This window comes from Streptomyces coeruleorubidus, from assembly GCF_028885415.1.
Taxonomy (GTDB): Bacteria; Actinomycetota; Actinomycetes; order Streptomycetales; family Streptomycetaceae; genus Streptomyces; species Streptomyces coeruleorubidus_A.
On record NZ_CP118527.1, the window covers coordinates 5,164,263 to 5,180,418 of the forward strand.

Here is a 16,156-nt window from a genome sequence, read left to right on the forward strand (position 1 = left end):
CGAGTTTCATCGTACTGCATGCTAGGTTCGAAAAAACTCGTACTGAGCTCGTCGGAGGGACCAACCATGCCGGAAAGTCAGGCCGCACCCCGTACCCCCACCCGATGGGTGTGGCTGGCGGCGTGGCCGGTCACCGCCGTCTTCGTGCTGTCCAACGCGGCGACCCCGCTGTACGTGCTGTGGCAGCGCGACATCGGGTTCTCCAAGGGCACCCTGACCGTCGTCTTCGCCTTCTACATCGTCGGGCTGCTCGGCTCGCTGCTCGTCTCGGGCGTGGTCTCGGACCGGCTGGGACGCAAGCCCGTGCTGCTGCCCGCCCTCGCCCTGGCGCTCACCGCCTGTGCGATCTTCGCGACGGCCACGACGGTCACCGCGCTGATCGTCGCCCGGCTGTTCACCGGGATCGCCGTCGGCGCCGTCGTCTCCGCGGGCATGGCCGCCGTGACGGACGTGGCGGGCCCGGAGCGCAGGCGACTGGCCGCGCTGCTCGCGTCCTGCGCGATGGTCTTCGGGGCCGGCCTCGGTCCGCTGCTCGCCGGCCTGCTGTCCGAGACGCTGCCCGCGCCCACCGTGACCGTCTTCGCCCTCGAGGCGGTGCTGCTGGCCACGGCCGTCCTCGCCGTGCTGCGCATGCCCGTACGCCGTCCCACCGCGCCCGGTGAGGGCGCCTGGGTGCGCGTGCCCGGCGTGCCGCGCGGCAACGGCGTCCCTCTGGCCCTGGGCATCGCGGTGTTCGCGCCCGGCATCACCGCCACGTCCTTCGTGCTGTCGCTCGGCCCCACCCTGCTGACCGAACTGCTCGGCACCACCAGCCGGATCGTCTCCGGGGCGATGGCGTTCGCGATGTTCCTCGCCGCGACCGGCGTCCAGTTCGCCGTGCGGAAGCTGCCCCGGCACACCATCCTGACCGCCGGCGCGATCAGCACCACCCTCGGCATGGCCGCGCTGATCGCCGCCGTGCGCGGCTCCTCGGTCGACCTGCTCGCCGCCTCCGCCCTGCTCGCCGGGGCCGGCCAGGGCATGGGCCAGCTCGGCGGCCTGTCCCTGCTCAACTCCACCGTCCCGCCGCAGCGCTTCGCCGAGGCCAACGCCGCGCTGAACGTGGGCGGTTACCTCCCGGCCGGTCTCCTGCCGGTGTCCACTGGCTACCTCATGGACGCGGTGGGCTTGCCCGCCGGGGCGACCGTCTTCGGCAGCGTCCTGGCGGGCCTGGCGGTCGTCGGGGCACTGGTCGTCGTCGCGGGCCACCGCAGGGTGCCCGAACCCGCGTGACTGTCAGGCATCCGCGCCTGCCCCACGTACCTTCGCGCGGCGGTGCTGAGACCAGGCGTCGGCAGGACCGGTCCCTGGCCTGTTCGAGCAGCCCGTGCAGCTCCAGCGCCCCGGCGTGGCGCCAGGCCCGGACGACGGCCTCCAGCAAGGACCTGTGCGACCGGCATTACGGCGCCTCACACCTCGTCACGTGTTCCGCGTCCCATGGCACCGCGACCACCGGCGGTGCCATGGGACGCCGGACGGCTCAGCCGAACAGCGCGTCGTACACGTCGCTCTGCCAGTACGTGACGAAATTGGCGCTGTTGAAGTACACGCCGCCGTTGGGCAGCGGCAGCGTCGCGCCCTTGCCGAGCGAGCCGTTCAGGTCCTTGTTCGAGAAGTCCACACCAAGGGTCGCGGCGACGTGGCCCCCGTAGCCGTCGGGGCTGGAGGTCCCGATGCCGGCGTACCCGGACTCGCCGGGAGCCAGGGTCACCACGGCCTGAGGCTTGCCGGAGTCCAGCCACGGGACGGGAGCCTGGGCGCCGGCGCCGGCGGCCAGGTAGGGCGCGCCGTAGAGGTTGCAGGGCTTGGTGCCGGTGTTGGTGGCCGTGAGCAGCAGGGTGTTGATGGGCCGGGAGACCTTGTCGACGGTCAGCTTGGTGTTCGCCGCGGTGCAGTCGACGGTCGCGGCGGCCTTCTGCGGGGTGGCGGCGGAGGCCGTCTGGCCCGCGGCCTGGACACCGACGAGAGCGAAAGCGGCGGCAGCGACCAGGGAGGAGGCGGCCACGCGGGTGGTGAAGCGCTGTGCGATACGCATGCGTTGAACTGCTTTCTCTGAGTTTCGGGTTTCCTGGGTTCCGAATTTCCGGAACGGAATCTCCCGGTTCATGGATACCGGCCGTACAGATGTGCGGCCGAGACGGGAAGTTGGATCGGCGTCACCACCCTCGAAGGGGGCGGCGTGCTTCGATGACCCAACCTTGCGCCACCTTCCGTCCCACCCGCCATTCCGGTCGGCCCTTTTGGAACGCTGGGATGGCAGCACTGGCTCTGGCCAGGGGGAACGTCCCGCCCGTGGGATGCCGAACGGGATGGAGGACTGGTGGGGGCGGCTGAGGAGATGCGCTGCGGGCGCCGCCGGTCCCGGGATTTCCGAATTCTCGTATTCCGTAAGTAAATTTCCTGTCCGGTGTGATCCGTATCCCCTTCCGCCCCTGCCGGATCTTCCGTATTCGAAAGGGGGTGCGGGCAAGCTCAAATTGCGCCAAGCGGTGCGATCGCTGCTTTCAGGACTTTGTTCGCGGTGAAACCGCGAAATCGTTCCGGCATATCTACGATCGAAAGCTATGACCGACTTACCTCGGGACGACTCCGCCACCCGTGCCCGCTGGCAGACCTGCCTCAGGCTCGCCCGCGAACTCCTCCTCGTCGGGCCGGACGGCACCGACCTCAAACTCCACTATCTGCACACGCTGATAGACACGGGCCGCCTCGGCCCCACCCACCACCCGCGCAAGAAGATCCTCGTCATCGGCGCCGGCATCACCGGCCTCGTCGCCGGCCGGCTGCTCAAGGACGCCGGACACGACGTCACCGTCCTGGAGGCCAACGCCAGCCGGGTCGGCGGGCGCATCAAGACCTTCCGGGCCACCAAACACGACCAGCCGTTCGACGACCCGGCCCAGTACGCCGAGGCCGGTGCCATGCGGCTGCCCGACTTCCACCCGCTGGTCCTCGCCCTGGTCGACAAACTCGGGCTCGGCCGCCGCCAGTTCTACAACGTGGACGTGGCCCCCGGCACCGGCAGCGGCCCCGACGTCCCCGTGCCCCCGGTGACGTACACCTCGTTCACCGGCCGGACCTGGAGCTACGGCGACGACAGCCCCGACTTCCGCGAACCCGACAAGCGGGGCAACTCCTGGATCCGCGCCAACCGCACCCAGGTGCGGCGGGCCGACTACGCCGCCGGCCCCGAGCGGATCAACGAGGGCTTCCACCTCACCGGCGACGAGGTCCGCGCCCCCGTCGTGAAGATGGTCGACGACGCGCTGGAGAGCGTGCGCGACTACTACTCCGACGTCGTCGACGGCAAGCGCGTCAACAAGCCCCTCGAGGAGTGGGTCGAGGGCTGGGCGCGGGTGATCCGCGACTTCGACGGCTACTCGATGGGCGGCTTCCTGCGCGACCACGCCGGACTCAGCGACGAGGCGATCGAGGCCGTCGGCACGCTGGAGAACATGTCCTCGCGGCTGCATCTCTCGTTCTTCCACAGCTTCCTGAGCCGCAGCGACATCAACCCGGGCGTCCGCTACTGGGAGATACCCGGCGGCAGCTGGCGCCTGCCGCACGCCCTCCACCAGGGCCTGCGCGACGAGGTGCGGCTCGGCCACCGCATGATCCGCCTGGAGTTCCACGACCCCAGCCGCGACACCGACCCCGAGGGCACCGGCGCGGTCGGACCCGACGGGTGGGGCGTGGCCGTGCAGACCGTCGCCGAGAACGATCCACAGGCCCCGCCGCGCCTGTGGACGGCCGATCTGGCGATCGTCACCATCCCGTTCTCCGCCCTGCGCTTCGTGGAGATCGTCCCGTCGATGTCGTACAAGAAGCGCCGCGCGATCATCGAGACCCACTACGACCAGGCCACCAAGGTGCTGCTGGAGTTCAGCCACCGGTGGTGGGAGTTCACCGAGGACGACTGGCGCGAGGAGCTCGACCGCATCGCACCCGGCCTGTACGAGTACTACCAGCTGGGCGGCGAGCAGGGCACCGGCGAGGCCCTCTCGCTCGCCGAGGCGGGGGCTGCCCCGACGGGCAGCGGCCTGCTCGGTGCCGCGGTCAAGGACAGCAGCGTCACCGAGGAGATGCGGCAGCTCAACAGCACCATGCCGCTGCGCGGTCCCGCGCTCCGCCCCGCCACCCACTGCTTCGGAGGCGGCTCGGCCACCGACAACCCCAACAGGTTCATGTACTACCCCTCGCACCGGGTCGAGGGCAGCACCGGCGGCGTCGTGCTCGCCTCGTACTGCTGGTCCGACGACGCCGCCCGCTGGGACTCCATGCGCGACGCGGAACGCTACGTCTACGCCCTGCGCAACCTCCAGGCCCTGCACGGCCCCCGCATCGAGGTGTTCTTCACCGGACGCGGCGCCACCAAGAGCTGGGCCCGCGACCCGTACGCCTTCGGCGAGGCCGCCATCTACACCGCGCACCAGATGACCAGCTTCCACCTGGACGTCTCCCGGCCCGAAGGCCCCGTGCACTTCGCCGGGGAGCACACCTCCCTCAAGCACGCCTGGATCGAGGGCGCCCTGGAGAGCGCCGTGCGTGCGGCCCTCGCCGTCCACCAGGCCCCGCCGGTCACCACCCCGGGCGCGGACCGGGAGGGGGACCGCTCATGACCGCGATCATCCCCGAATGCACAGTCGCCCGCTATCTCGCCCTGCGCCTGGCCGAGTTGGGCATCACCCACCTCTTCGGTGTCCCCGGCAACCACCTCGGCCCGTTCCTGACCACCCTGCGGGCCGAGGGCGACATCGAGTGGGTCGGCACCCCCACCGAGGGCGGCGCGGGCCAGGCCGCCGACGCCTACGCCCGCATCCACGGCATCGGCGCGGCCGCCGTCACCTACAGCGTCGGCGCCTTCAACCTGCTCAACGCGTGCGGCGGCGCCTACGTCGAACAGGTCCCGCTCGTCGCCGTCAACGCCTCCCCGCCCTACGAGCAGTGGCAGAACTACCGGGCGGTCGGCCTGCTCACCTCGCACATGAGCCCCCGCCCGGAGAGCAACCTGGACGTCTACCGGCAGGTCACCGTGGACGCGCAGGTCATCTCCAACCCGGGTCTCGCCCCCGGCCAGATCGACGCCGCGCTCACCGCGTGCCTGTCCGAGCGCCGGCCGGTCTACCTGGAGGTCATGGAGGACCTCTGGGACGAGCCCTGCCCCGAGCCGGAGGCACCGATCGTCCCCCGGGAGCGGCCGTTCAGCGCGCGCAACCAGCCCATGCTGGACAAGGCCGTGCAGGCGGCCCTCACCCTGGTCGAGGAGCACCCCGGCCCGGACGGCAGGCCCCGGCCGATCGTCTGGGCCGGCGAGGAGATCGACCGGTTCCGCCTGGGCGGGCAGCTCATCGACCTGGTCGAGGCGACGGGCGTGCCGTTCTGCACCACCGTCGGCGCCAAGGCCGTCGTCGACGAGGACCTGCCGCAGTTCCACGGCGTCTACAACGGCGGCGCCAGCCACCCGGACGTGCATGCCGTATTCAAGGACTGGGCCACCTGCCGCATCGGGCTCGGCGCCTGGTCCACGTCGAAGAACCTCGGCGGGGAGCAGTGCGTCGGCGACGACTGGGTGATGGCCGCGCACGGCGGAGTCGGCGTCGGCACCTCCTACTTCCCCGACGTCCAGCTCACACAGTTGCTGCCCGCACTCCAGGACGCGCTGGTGAAGGCCTACGGCTCGGGGGGCCTGGCCGCCGACTACTACGCGGAGGCCTACGCCCACCACGGCTCGCGCGAGGACCGCCCGGCGGGCCTGGAACACCACCGAGCCTCACTGCACAGCAGCCGCTCGCCCCACCGGCGGGCCGAACGCCTCACCTACGACGCCGTGTTCGACCGGCTCAACCACTTCCTGAACCACGAGACGCGAGAGGACTGGACGGTCGTCTCCGACGCCGCGTTCTCCCTCATCGGCTCGATGAACCTGTCCCTGCCGGCAGGCGGGTTCCTGTCGCAGGTCAGCTGGCTCTCCATCGGCTGGTCGGTCTGCGCGGCCACCGGCGCCGCGCTCGCCCCCGAGCGCGGCGACGCCCGCCCGATGGTGTTCGTCGGCGACGGCGCCTTCCAGGAGACCTGCCAGGAACTGTCCACGCACACCAGGCACGGGCTGCGGTCGGTGGTGTTCGTCATGGACAACGGCCACTTCTACGGCGTCGAGCAGATGCTGGTGCATCCGGCGTACTACGCGGACCAGGACGCGGCCGACCCGGACTTCTACAACGTCCTCCACCCCTGGCACTACGACCGCCTCGCGGCCGTCTTCGCCGGCAAGCACACCCCGGCGAACGGCGTCAGCGTCGCGCACACCGCGGAACTCGACGACCTCCTGGACCGCCTCACCGACCCGGCCGACCCGCTGAACGCCGGACCGCTCCTGGTCCGCGTCCGCCTGCACCGCCACGACTACCCACGGGCGATGGCGTACCAGGTGAAGAAGTCCTCCAACATCAGGTAAGTCCCGCTCAGCCGGATGCCCCGAACGGTGTTGGGCACCCTGGCACCCTGGCCCCCCCGCGTTCGCTCCGCATCCGGCGCGCACGGATCGTGTCCGTGGTCCGGGAACGCGAGGGCGGGATTCCTCACGCCTCTGAGCGCCCGGTCCGGCCTGGACGGTCCGATGCCCGCACCCATCGCTCCGGTGGGTGCGCGGCGGTGCCGTCCGTCGCCGGATCGGGTGCTGATGCTCTCGCCCTCGACAGGCGGGGTCAGGAAATCGGCGAAGGCGTCGCGCGTGGACGCAGGACCATGAGCGAGCCTTCCAAGGTCGCCACCATGGCGAAGGGGAACCGGTCGACCTCGAGACAGAGCGCAATGTCATCGGGATGGACTCCTTGACGCACCCCCTCCGCCAGTTCCGCGGCGGCGCGCGACTCGGCGGCGCGGCTGATGAACTCGGCGGCATCCGTCCCGGCCTCGGTGGCCCTGCGGGCGATGTACTGAGCACACGCCAGATCTTCATCGGCCTGCCCGTCCTCGCCCGTGACCACGAACGTGACACTGTCACTCCCGCGCGTCCGCAAGAGCTGGGCCGTTGCCTCCGCCACCACGAAGCCGGCGCACAGCACCAGCGGCGCATCCTTGACCGCGAGGGCGCCGACCGTCCCTGCCGTGGTCTTCTGCACAACGGTCCGTCCGCCGAGGTCGACAGACCGCAGCAGGCCCGGGGAGTTGACGGTGTCGAACCCGGGCGCGGGCGGACCGTCCTTGATCGCCACCCAATCCGGGTGGCGAGCCTTGAGCCCCAGGGCTTCGTCCAGCGACTCGGCAAGAACGATCTTCTCCGCCCCCTGGGCAAAGGCCCAGGCAGCCACGGTGAAAGCACGCATGACGTCGACCACGACCGCCACGGACGGGGTTTCGGCCAGATCAGGTATGCCAAGGAAGCGAGCGTCCATTCCGATCATGATTCCGCATGCCCGATCCGAAGCATCCTGAAGGTGATGAGCGTCACATCGACGGTCCCGGAACGCAACATCTCCGGCTACGCACCGTTAGGGTGAGCCGAGTGGAGCTCCTGCACCTGCGCTATTTCGTCGCCGTCGCCCAAGAACTGAACTTCTCCACCGCGGCCCGCAAACTGCACATGGCGGCATCCCCGTTGAGCCGGCGGATCAAGGATCTCGAGAGCGAACTCGGACACCGGCTGTTCGACCGCGACACCCATCATGTGCGGCTCACCCCGGCCGGCAGCGCGCTGCTGCCGATCGCCCGCGGTGTCCTGGAGCAGGTCGATTCCATCCAGTGGCGGCTGGACGAGACGACCCGGCCGCGGCGGACCACCCTGCTGCTCGGCGTCCCCAGCGGCATCCATCCGGACCTGCGGGAGCGGATGGACGCCCTCGCCGAGCGGGTCGGCGACCGGTTCGAGATCAAACGCTGGCCGGGTGGCACCGAGCGGCTGGTCGACGCGGTGTGCGACGGCAGACTGGCGCTCACCCTCGCCCGGCTCCCGGTCGGCGGCGACCCGGCCCTGGAGCAGCTGCCGGTGATGTCGGAGCGGCTCGGCGCGGTCGTGCCCAGGGACCGGTTCCCGGGGCGGGAGTCGATCTCCTTGGCGGAACTGTCCGGACTAGCCTACGCGGGCTCGCCCACGGCCGTGACCAACGCGTATTTCCGCGGTCTCGACCAGCAGCTGGCCGAGCTCGGCATCAGGAAACGGATCGAAATCGGCAGCGCGACTTTCGACGGTGTTTCCGAGATAGTCTCCAGTGGTCTGGCGTTCTCCATTTCCATGCTGGATCCGCGAAGCCCCGTGCAGAATTACCGTCTCGACAATGTGACCGTCCTGCCCTTCTCGGATTTCCATCCCCGGCTCGAGACCGGTCTGCTGTGGCGCAAGGACCGGGCGCACGGCGGTGACCTGGAGGAAGTCGTGACCGCGGCCCGCGAGGTGTTCGCCGAGCCGCTCCGCTCCTGATTCTCCGAAAACCTCTTAAAGACCCCTTGAAGAGGCGGTATGACCACTGTGGTCATGCCGCTTTTCGTTATTCGGTCATTCCACTCTCCGACCACGCTTGCTAACTTAGTTGCCAGATACACGTACATTGTGAAGCGAGGAGTGAAGGAAAAACGATGACCGACATCGAGGACACCGTCGCCGGCCCCCTGGAAGGCGTCCGCGTGATCGACCTCTCGACCGTGGTGATGGGCCCCTACGCGGCACAGATCCTCGGCGACCTGGGCGCCGACGTGATCAAGATCGAGTCGCCCGCCGACACCGTGCGCGTGGGCCACTACCGCACCACGCCGGGCATGACCCCGCTGAACCTCAACGTCAACCGCAACAAGCGCAGCGTGGCCCTCAACCTCAAGGAGGAGACGGACCGGGAGCGGGCGCTCAAGCTGATCGACACCGCGGACGTGCTCATCACCAACATGCGGCCGGGCGCACTGCACCGCCTCGGCCTGTCCCACGACGACATCGCTGCCCGTAACCCGGGCCTCGTCTACGCGCACGCCCAGGGCTTCCGCAGCGACTCGGACCGGGCGGGCAACGCCGCCTACGACGAGACCGTGCAGGCCGCGTCCGGCCTGGTCGACATCGCCGACCGCGCGCTGGGCGAGCCCGTCTACCTGCCGACCATCATCGGCGACAAGGTCTCCTCCCTGACCATCGCCTACAGCGTGCTCGCCGCCCTGCTGCACCGGAACAGGACCGGGCAGGGCCAGCTCGTCGAGATCCCGATGACGGACACCCTGATCGCCTTCAACCTCGTCGAGCACCTGGCGGGACACACCCACGTGCCCGAGACCGGCTCCACCGGCTTCCCGCTGTCGATGCTGAAGGGCCACAAGGCGGTGCGCACCAAGGACGGCCTGGCCTGCGTCATCCCCTACAACCCGCGCAACTACCGGGACTTCTTCACCGCCGCCGGACGCCCGGACCTCGCCGAGGACCCGCGTGTGAACGGGGACGCCATCGACAGCGCCGACCACGAGGACCTGGCCGCGCTCCTGGAGGCCTGCGCCCCGGCGCTGACCACCGAGGAGTGGGCGGAGGTGTGCGCCAAGCACAGCATCCCGATGGCCCCGGTGCTGGAACTGGACCGCGCCCACGAGGACCCCTACGTCCAGGGCGGCCACCTGCTCGACACCGTCGAGCACCCGACCGAGGGCACCGTCCGCACCATCGGCATCCCGCTGCGCTTCTCCGCGACGCCCGGCTCGATCCGCCGTCTGGCGCCGGTCGCCGGCCAGGACACCGAGGACGTCCTCGCCGAGCTCGACGCCGCCGCCCGCTGACCGTCACAGGAGGACAGCCATGAGCACTCCCACAACTCCCGTACGCACGGAACGGATCGGCTCCACCCTGCTGATCACCCTCGACCGCCCCGAGGCCCGCAACGCCGTGAACGCCGCGGTCGCCGCCGGCCTGGCCGCCGCCCTGGACGAACTGGAGGCCGATCCCGAGCTGCGGGTCGGCGTCCTGACCGGCGAGGGCGGCACGTTCAGCGCCGGCATGGACCTCAAGGCCGCGCTGCGCGGCGAGTCGCCCGAGGTCGAAGGCCGCGGCTTCGGCGGCCTGACCGAGGCCGAACCGGTCAAGCCCCTGATCGCCGCCGTGGAGGGCCATGCCATGGGCGGCGGATTCGAACTGGCCCTGGCCTGCGACCTGATCGTCGCGGCCGAGGACGCCCGGTTCGGGCTGCCCGAGGTCAAGCGCGGGCTGATCGCAGCGGGCGGCGGCGTGATCCGGCTGCCCAAGCGCGTCCCGCACCACCTGGCCATGGAACTGCTGCTGACCGGCGAGCCCGTCGACGGCCGCCGCGCCGGCGAACTGGGCCTGGCGGGCCGGGTCACCGCCACCGGCCAGGCCGTCACCGAGGCGCTCCGCCTCGCCGAACGGCTCGCGGAGAACGCCCCGCTGGCGCTGGCGGCCGTCAAGCGCGTCGTCCGCGCCGCCGACGGTGCGCCCGACGCCGACGCCTTCGCCTTCCAGCGCGGGGAGATGAAGACCCTGATGGCCTCCGCCGACGTACGCGAGGGCATGACCGCCTTCGCCGAGCGCCGCCCCGCGCGGTGGACGGGACGGTGAGGCGCCATGCAGACCGAGGACGTACGACAGCACCTCACCACCCCGCTCACCAGCCCGGCGTACCCGCCGACGGTCCCGCGGTTCACCGACCGCGAGTACCTCAACGTCGTCTACCGCACCGACCCCGAGGCGCTGCGGGCCGTCGTCCCCGAACCGCTGCGGATCGGTGAACCCCTGGTCCGGTTCGAGGTCATGAAGATGGGCGACGTCAGCGGATACGGCCCCTACACGGAGGCCGGCCAGGCGATCCCCGTCGGCTTCGAGGGCGAGCACGGCGAGTACCTGCACGCCATGTACCTCGACAACTTCCCGGCGACCGCCTCCGGCCGCGAGGTCTCCGCCTACCCGAAGGTGCTCGGCTCCCCGTCGCTCACCGTCGACTCCGGCGCGCTCGTCGGCACCCTCGACCACGGCAGCCTGCGGGTCGCCACCGCGACGATGGGCTACAAGCACCACGAGCTGGACCGGCGCGAGGCCCGGGCACAGATCACCGTGCCGACCTTCATGCTCAAGACCGTTCCCGGCTACGACGGTTCGCCGCGGGTGCAGGAACTCGTCCGCACGCGCATCACCGACGTCACCGTCAAGGAGGCGTGGACCGGCCCGGCCCGGCTCCAGCTGTTCCAGCACGTGCTCGCCCCGCTGGCCGACCTGCCGGTGCTTCAGGTCGTCTCCGCCAGTCACATCCTCACCGACCTGACGCTGTCCGGCGCCGAGCCGGTCCACGACTACCTGAAGGGAGCCGCGTCATGACCCGCACCTTCCGTACGGCCGCGGTGATCGGCGCCGGGACCATCGGACTGTCCTGGACGGCGCTGTTCGCCGCGCACGGCCTGACGGTCGAGGTGAGCGACCCGCGACCGGACCTCGCCGAAGCCGTGGACGAGGCCCTGGCGCGGTCCGCCCCGCACCTGGCCGCCCGCGGCCTGGACGTGACGGGCCTCGCCGGCCGGGTGCACATCGCCACCGACGTCACCGAGGCGGTCCGGGACGCGGACGTCGTACAGGAGAACGGCCCCGAGCGCGTCGAGTTCAAGCAGGACCTGTTCGCCGGCCTGGCCCGCGAAGCACCCGATCACGCGCTGCTGCTCAGCTCCTCGTCGGCCATCCCGTCGACCGAGTTCACCAAGGAGCTGGCGGACGGTGCCGCCGCCCGCGTCCTGATCGGCCACCCCTTCAACCCGCCGCACCTGGTCCCGCTCGTCGAGGTCGTGCCCGGCGAGCGCACCGGCGAGGACGCCGTACAGGCCGCCGTCGACTTCTACACCTCGGTCGGCCGAACCCCGGTCGTCGAGCGCAAGGAGATCCCCGGCTTCGTCGGGAACCGGCTGCAGAACGCCCTCAGCCGCGAGGCCGTGTACCTCGTCGAGCTGGGCGTGGTGACGCCCGAGGAGCTCGACACGGTGATGACCAACTCGCTGGGGCTGCGCTGGGCCACGGTCGGGCCGTTCCTCGGCTCGCACCTGGGCGGCGGCCCCGGCGGCTACCGGCACATGGCCGAGCACATCGGCGCCTCGATGAAGCAGATGTGGGCGGACCTCGGCACCCCGTCGCACAACGACGAACAACAGCAACGGCTCATCGCAGCCGTGGAACAGGCCTACGGCTCCTCCACGTACCCGGAACTCACCGAGACGCGCGACCGCAGGCAACTCGCCGTCCTGTCCGCCCTGGACGGCGCCGACAAGGAGGAGAACTGAGATGACCACCACCATGCAGCCGCTGGAAGACCAGCTCACCGCGGACTTCTACGCCTACGAGACGCTGCTGCCGGACGAGGAGCGGGGGATCCTCCTCAAGGCCCGCGCCCTCATGCGCGACGAGATCAAGCCGCTGGTCAACGGCAACTGGGCCAAGGGCGAGTTCCCCCGGGAGCTCATCGGCATCTTCCGCGACAGCGGCCTGGCCGGCCTGCCCTACGAGGGCTACGGCGAGCACCGGCCCGCCGTCAGCAACCTGCTCAGCGGCATGCTCGCGATGGAACTGAGCCGCACCGACGCCTCGGTGGCCACGTTCTTCGGCGTCCACAACGGCCTCGCGATGTACTCCGTCCACTCCGGCGGGGACCAGGAGCAGCGCGACCGCTGGCTGCCCCGGATGGCCGCGATGGACAAGATCGGCGCCTTCGCCATGACCGAGCCGCTCGGCGGCTCCGACGTCGCGGGTGGCATGCGCACCACCGCCCGGCGCGAGGGCGACACCTGGGTCCTGAACGGCGCCAAGAAGTGGATCGGCAACGCGACCTTCGCCGACTACGTCGTGGTGTGGGCGCGGGACGTCGACGACAACCACGTCAAGGGCTTCGTCGTCGAGAAGGGCACCCCCGGCTTCGAACCGGCGAAGATCGAGGGCAAGACCGCCTTCCGGATCGTCGAGAACGCCGAGATCACCCTGACCGACGTCCGGGTACCGGAGGCGAACCGCCTGCAGAACATCAACTCCTTCCGTGATGTCGCCGAGATCCTGCGCGCCACCCGCGGCGGGGTGGCCTGGCAGGCGCTGGGCGTCATGGCCGGCGCCTACGAACTGGCCCTCGACTACGCCCGGCAGCGCAGTCAGTTCGGCCGTCCGATCGGCGGTTTCCAGCTTGTGCAGGACCTGCTGGTCAAGAGCCTGGGCGACATCACCGCGTCGTGGGGCATGCTGGTGCAGCTCGCCCGGCTGCAGGACGCCGGCGTCTTCCGCGACGAACACTCCGCCCTGGCCAAGGCGTTCGTCACCGCGCGGATGCGGGAGGTCGTGGCCCGGAGCCGGGAGATCTTCGGCGGCAACGGAATCCTCCTGGACCACGACATCGCCAGGTTCTTCGCCGACGCCGAGGCGATCTACTCCTTCGAGGGCACCCGCGAGATGAACACCCTGATCGTCGGCAAGGCGATCACGGGCCAGAGCGCCTTCGTGTGACCCCCCGCCGGGCGTCGTCCGGCTGTCCGGTTCGGCTGTTCCACTGAACAGGAGTTGATGGGACCCTGACGATCACCCTCGGGGAAGGAGAAGCGTCGGCGTGATCGAGTGGAGGCCGCTGGGCACCGGAGCCAGGCCCGTTCCGCAGCCTGTGGCGACGCCGCTGGTCTGGGCGGGGGCCTTCGGCGGCGCACTGCTGCTGGTGGCACTCCTCAACGCCGTGGTGGGGCCCGACCGTCCGCAACTGGCCCTGCTCGCGCTGTGCCTGCTGGCCGCCGTGCTGGGCCTGTGCGCACGGTTCACCGCGGCCCCCGGCACGGCCGTCCTGTGCTGGCTGTTCCTCAACGGCTTCGCCATTCCGCCCGCGGGCACCCTCACCTGGGCCGTCCCCCGCGACACCACATGGCTCGCCTGCCTGCTCACCGCCACCCTCGTCGGCACGTCCCTGGCCCGCCTCACCCACGCCCGCGCCGCCTACCGCCGCCTGGCACCCGGGCGCGCCCGGCACGACGGCGGGCGCGGCGACGGACCGTACGGCTCCTGACCGTCCGGTTCCGCCGCCTCGGGCCGACGGAACCGAACCACCCACCACCTACTCCCCGTTACGGCTCACCGCGCCGGGCGCTGCCACCACGCGGCCGTCGCGTCCCGCAGGGTGTTGGTGCCGCAGTGCACCTCGCCCAGGCCGAGGTGGTACGTGTACCAGTCGTCGATGTACGACACCTTCAGGCCGACCCGCTGGTAGGCGGCGGTGACGGCCTGCGTGAAGATGTCCTTGCCGCCGATGACGGGCCCCCACTGGCGCGGGGCGAGGTAGCGGTCGCGCGCCAGGAGCACGCCGTTGACCGCTCCGGGAACGTACGCGCTGGTCATCACCGTCGCCCGAGCCGCCGGAGTCGCCGGAGCCGCCGCACGCGAGCCGGCCGGGTTCTCGGCGAGCCACTTCTGCTGGCCGTGGTCCCCGAGGCTGTCCACCAGGTCGGAGCCGGCGCCCATGCGCGTCAGACGCGGCACGGGAATCTCCTGCCCCTCGGCGGTCAGAGCCTCCGAGTCACGGGTGTACAGCGCGGGCACCCGCACGATCTCCCCGTCGGTGACCCCCGTCTCGCGCTTGAGGATCTCCAGGTTGGCCGCGATGCGCCGCGCCGCCATCTCGTTGTCGGCCACCAGGTGACGGGTGGCGAGCGCCTGGTCGATGGTCTCCTTGGGCGCCGGACTGTCCGTCCGGCCCGGGACGGAGAACATCTTCGTCTTGCCGTGGCCGTCGCGCTTGGCGTCGCGCAGCAGCCGCAGCCCCGCCTGCGGGTCGGCGACGCCGATGCGCCAGCCGCGCGGAGTGTCGGCGGGCAGGAACTGCACGAACTCGTCGACGTGCCCCACGCCCAGCCAGGAGGTGTCCAGCAGCAGCGGGTCCTGCAACCCCTGCGACTTCAGCAGCGTCCGCACCACCTTCGACGGGCGCGCCCCGCTGTCCTTGCGCTCGCCCATGATGATCCGCCCGGCCGGGAACGAGCGCCCGCCGTGCGCGTAGGGCGGGATGGTCTCCAGGTTCCCCATGGAGTTGAGCGACCAGTCGTCGGGCTCGGCCCGGTCGGTCACCTGCACGACACCGACGTCCCGGCCGCGCACCCTCTCGAACAGCTCCCGGCCCGCGTCCCGGTCCGGCTGGGCGGAACGCAGCATCACGCGCATCACCTGCCGCTGACCGCCCGGCCCGGTCATGCTGACGTAGGCCGGTTCGACGAAGTCCTGGGCCCAGGGGTCGGCGTACTTCTCGAAGGTGATCAGCGGCTTGGTGACACCGGCCTTCTTGACCTCCTTCCCGAGTTCGGCGACGAACTTCTGCTGAAGACGGCTGTACTCGCCCTCACCCTGGACCTCGGTCACCATCACCTGCTGGGTGTTCTGAAGGTGATGGTGGGTCAGGAGCGGCGCGACGCGCAGGGTCACGGCGTCGGAGGTGGACTTCTGCCCGGACGTCACCGTCAGCCGGACCACCGCACGGCCGTCCCACTTCGCGCTGTCCCGGACGACATCGGTGCCCTCGACACCGAACTCCACACCGGAACGCAGCTCGGCGGCGGTCAGCCGGGTCTTGGACGTGACCAGGACCCACTTCCCGGAACGCTTGACGAAGAGACGAGCGTGCTTGCCTCCCGTGGTGACCTTCAGACTGCCCTGGGCGTCCTTGCGCAGACCCGGCATGGGGACGGAACGGACCCGGGCGAGGTCGGCGGCGTCCGCGCTGCCGTTGACCTTCATGTCGGAGCCGTCGTTGCACGCGGCCAGCTTGGCGTCGGACAGCGGCTTGCCACCCGGCCCGGTCACCGGACACCGCTTGGTGTCGTCGTCGATGTTGGGCAGATAGACGGCTCCACGCCCGACGGACCAGCTGTCCTCACCCTTCTTGTCGCTGCCACCGGTGACATCGACCCGTCCGTCGCGGTTCACATCCGCCCGCAGATCGGCACGAATGCCCGACTCGGCGGCGGAGGCGGAGCCGGCCGGCCCGGCCAGCACGGACCCCGCGGCGGCGAGAGCCAGGACGACCGACCCGGCCGGGTACAGGCGCGAAGGTCTACGTGTACGTATACGCGTACGTGAACGCACAGCATGTTCCTCTCGGTTGGGGGGTTCGCTGTGCAAGAGGAGGAACAGCGGCTGTGCGTTCACTGAGCT

Annotated in this window: 13 protein-coding genes; 10 read left to right on the plus strand and 3 right to left on the minus strand. The window is 70.6% G+C overall.

The window, feature by feature from the left end; genetic code table 11:
- Positions 1-66: 66 nt before the first annotated feature.
- Positions 67-1,272, plus strand: a complete 1,206-nt coding sequence (locus tag PV963_RS23955; protein WP_274817807.1) for an MFS transporter — start codon at positions 67-69, stop codon at positions 1,270-1,272.
- A gap of 247 nt (positions 1,273-1,519) precedes the next feature.
- Here the strand turns inward: PV963_RS23955 and PV963_RS23960 are convergent, their stop codons facing one another.
- A complete protein-coding gene (locus PV963_RS23960; protein WP_274817808.1) occupies positions 1,520-2,074 on the minus strand; it encodes a DUF4232 domain-containing protein in 555 nt (184 codons plus the stop codon).
- 529 nt (positions 2,075-2,603) lie between these two features.
- Here PV963_RS23960 and PV963_RS23965 point away from each other — a divergent pair.
- Both PV963_RS23965 and PV963_RS23970 read left to right on the plus strand, forming a co-directional pair.
- Complete coding sequence (locus PV963_RS23965; protein WP_274817809.1) at positions 2,604-4,658, plus strand: flavin monoamine oxidase family protein; 2,055 nt, start codon at positions 2,604-2,606, stop codon at positions 4,656-4,658.
- Positions 4,655-6,493 carry a thiamine pyrophosphate-binding protein gene (locus PV963_RS23970; protein ID WP_274817810.1) on the plus strand — a complete coding sequence of 613 codons (1,839 nt, stop codon included), beginning with the start codon at positions 4,655-4,657 and terminating at the stop codon, positions 6,491-6,493. Before PV963_RS23965 ends, PV963_RS23970 begins: the two co-directional genes overlap by 4 nt.
- Before the next feature lie 250 nt (positions 6,494-6,743).
- Here PV963_RS23970 and PV963_RS23980 read toward each other — a convergent pair whose 3' ends face one another.
- Positions 6,744-7,433 carry a 2-phosphosulfolactate phosphatase gene (locus PV963_RS23980; RefSeq protein ID WP_274817811.1) on the minus strand — a complete coding sequence of 230 codons (690 nt, stop codon included), beginning with the start codon at positions 7,431-7,433 and terminating at the stop codon, positions 6,744-6,746.
- A 110-nt stretch (positions 7,434-7,543) separates the two neighbouring features.
- Here PV963_RS23980 and PV963_RS23985 point away from each other — a divergent pair, with 110 nt between their 5' ends.
- The 7 genes from PV963_RS23985 to PV963_RS24015 all read left to right on the plus strand — a co-directional run bounded on the left by PV963_RS23985 (position 7,544) and on the right by PV963_RS24015 (position 14,021).
- Positions 7,544-8,455, plus strand: coding sequence for a LysR family transcriptional regulator (locus tag PV963_RS23985; RefSeq protein ID WP_274817812.1), 912 nt, complete (start codon positions 7,544-7,546; stop codon positions 8,453-8,455).
- A gap of 155 nt (positions 8,456-8,610) precedes the next feature.
- Positions 8,611-9,780, plus strand: coding sequence for a CaiB/BaiF CoA transferase family protein (locus PV963_RS23990; protein WP_274817813.1), 1,170 nt, complete (start codon positions 8,611-8,613; stop codon positions 9,778-9,780).
- A gap of 19 nt (positions 9,781-9,799) precedes the next feature.
- Positions 9,800-10,573 (plus strand): crotonase/enoyl-CoA hydratase family protein, encoded by a 774-nt coding sequence (locus PV963_RS23995; RefSeq protein WP_274817814.1) that lies wholly within the window; start codon positions 9,800-9,802, stop codon positions 10,571-10,573.
- 6 nt (positions 10,574-10,579) lie between these two features.
- Entirely contained in the window at positions 10,580-11,326 is a 747-nt protein-coding gene (locus tag PV963_RS24000) for an acetoacetate decarboxylase (protein ID WP_274817815.1), read from the plus strand.
- On the plus strand, positions 11,323-12,273 hold the full coding sequence (locus PV963_RS24005; protein WP_274817816.1) for a 3-hydroxyacyl-CoA dehydrogenase NAD-binding domain-containing protein: 951 nt from the start codon (positions 11,323-11,325) through the stop codon (positions 12,271-12,273). Before PV963_RS24000 ends, PV963_RS24005 begins: the two co-directional genes overlap by 4 nt.
- A 1-nt stretch (position 12,274) precedes the next feature.
- Positions 12,275-13,477, plus strand: a complete 1,203-nt coding sequence (locus PV963_RS24010) for an acyl-CoA dehydrogenase family protein (RefSeq protein WP_274817817.1) — start codon at positions 12,275-12,277, stop codon at positions 13,475-13,477.
- A 100-nt stretch (positions 13,478-13,577) separates the two neighbouring features.
- Complete coding sequence (locus tag PV963_RS24015; RefSeq protein WP_274817818.1) at positions 13,578-14,021, plus strand: hypothetical protein; 444 nt, start codon at positions 13,578-13,580, stop codon at positions 14,019-14,021.
- Positions 14,022-14,086: 65 nt separating this feature from the next.
- On the opposite strand, the gene PV963_RS24020 is transcribed toward PV963_RS24015, so the two are convergent.
- Complete coding sequence (locus PV963_RS24020; protein WP_425540934.1) at positions 14,087-16,087, minus strand: protein-arginine deiminase domain-containing protein; 2,001 nt, start codon at positions 16,085-16,087, stop codon at positions 14,087-14,089.
- Between the last annotated feature and the right edge of the window lie 69 nt (positions 16,088-16,156).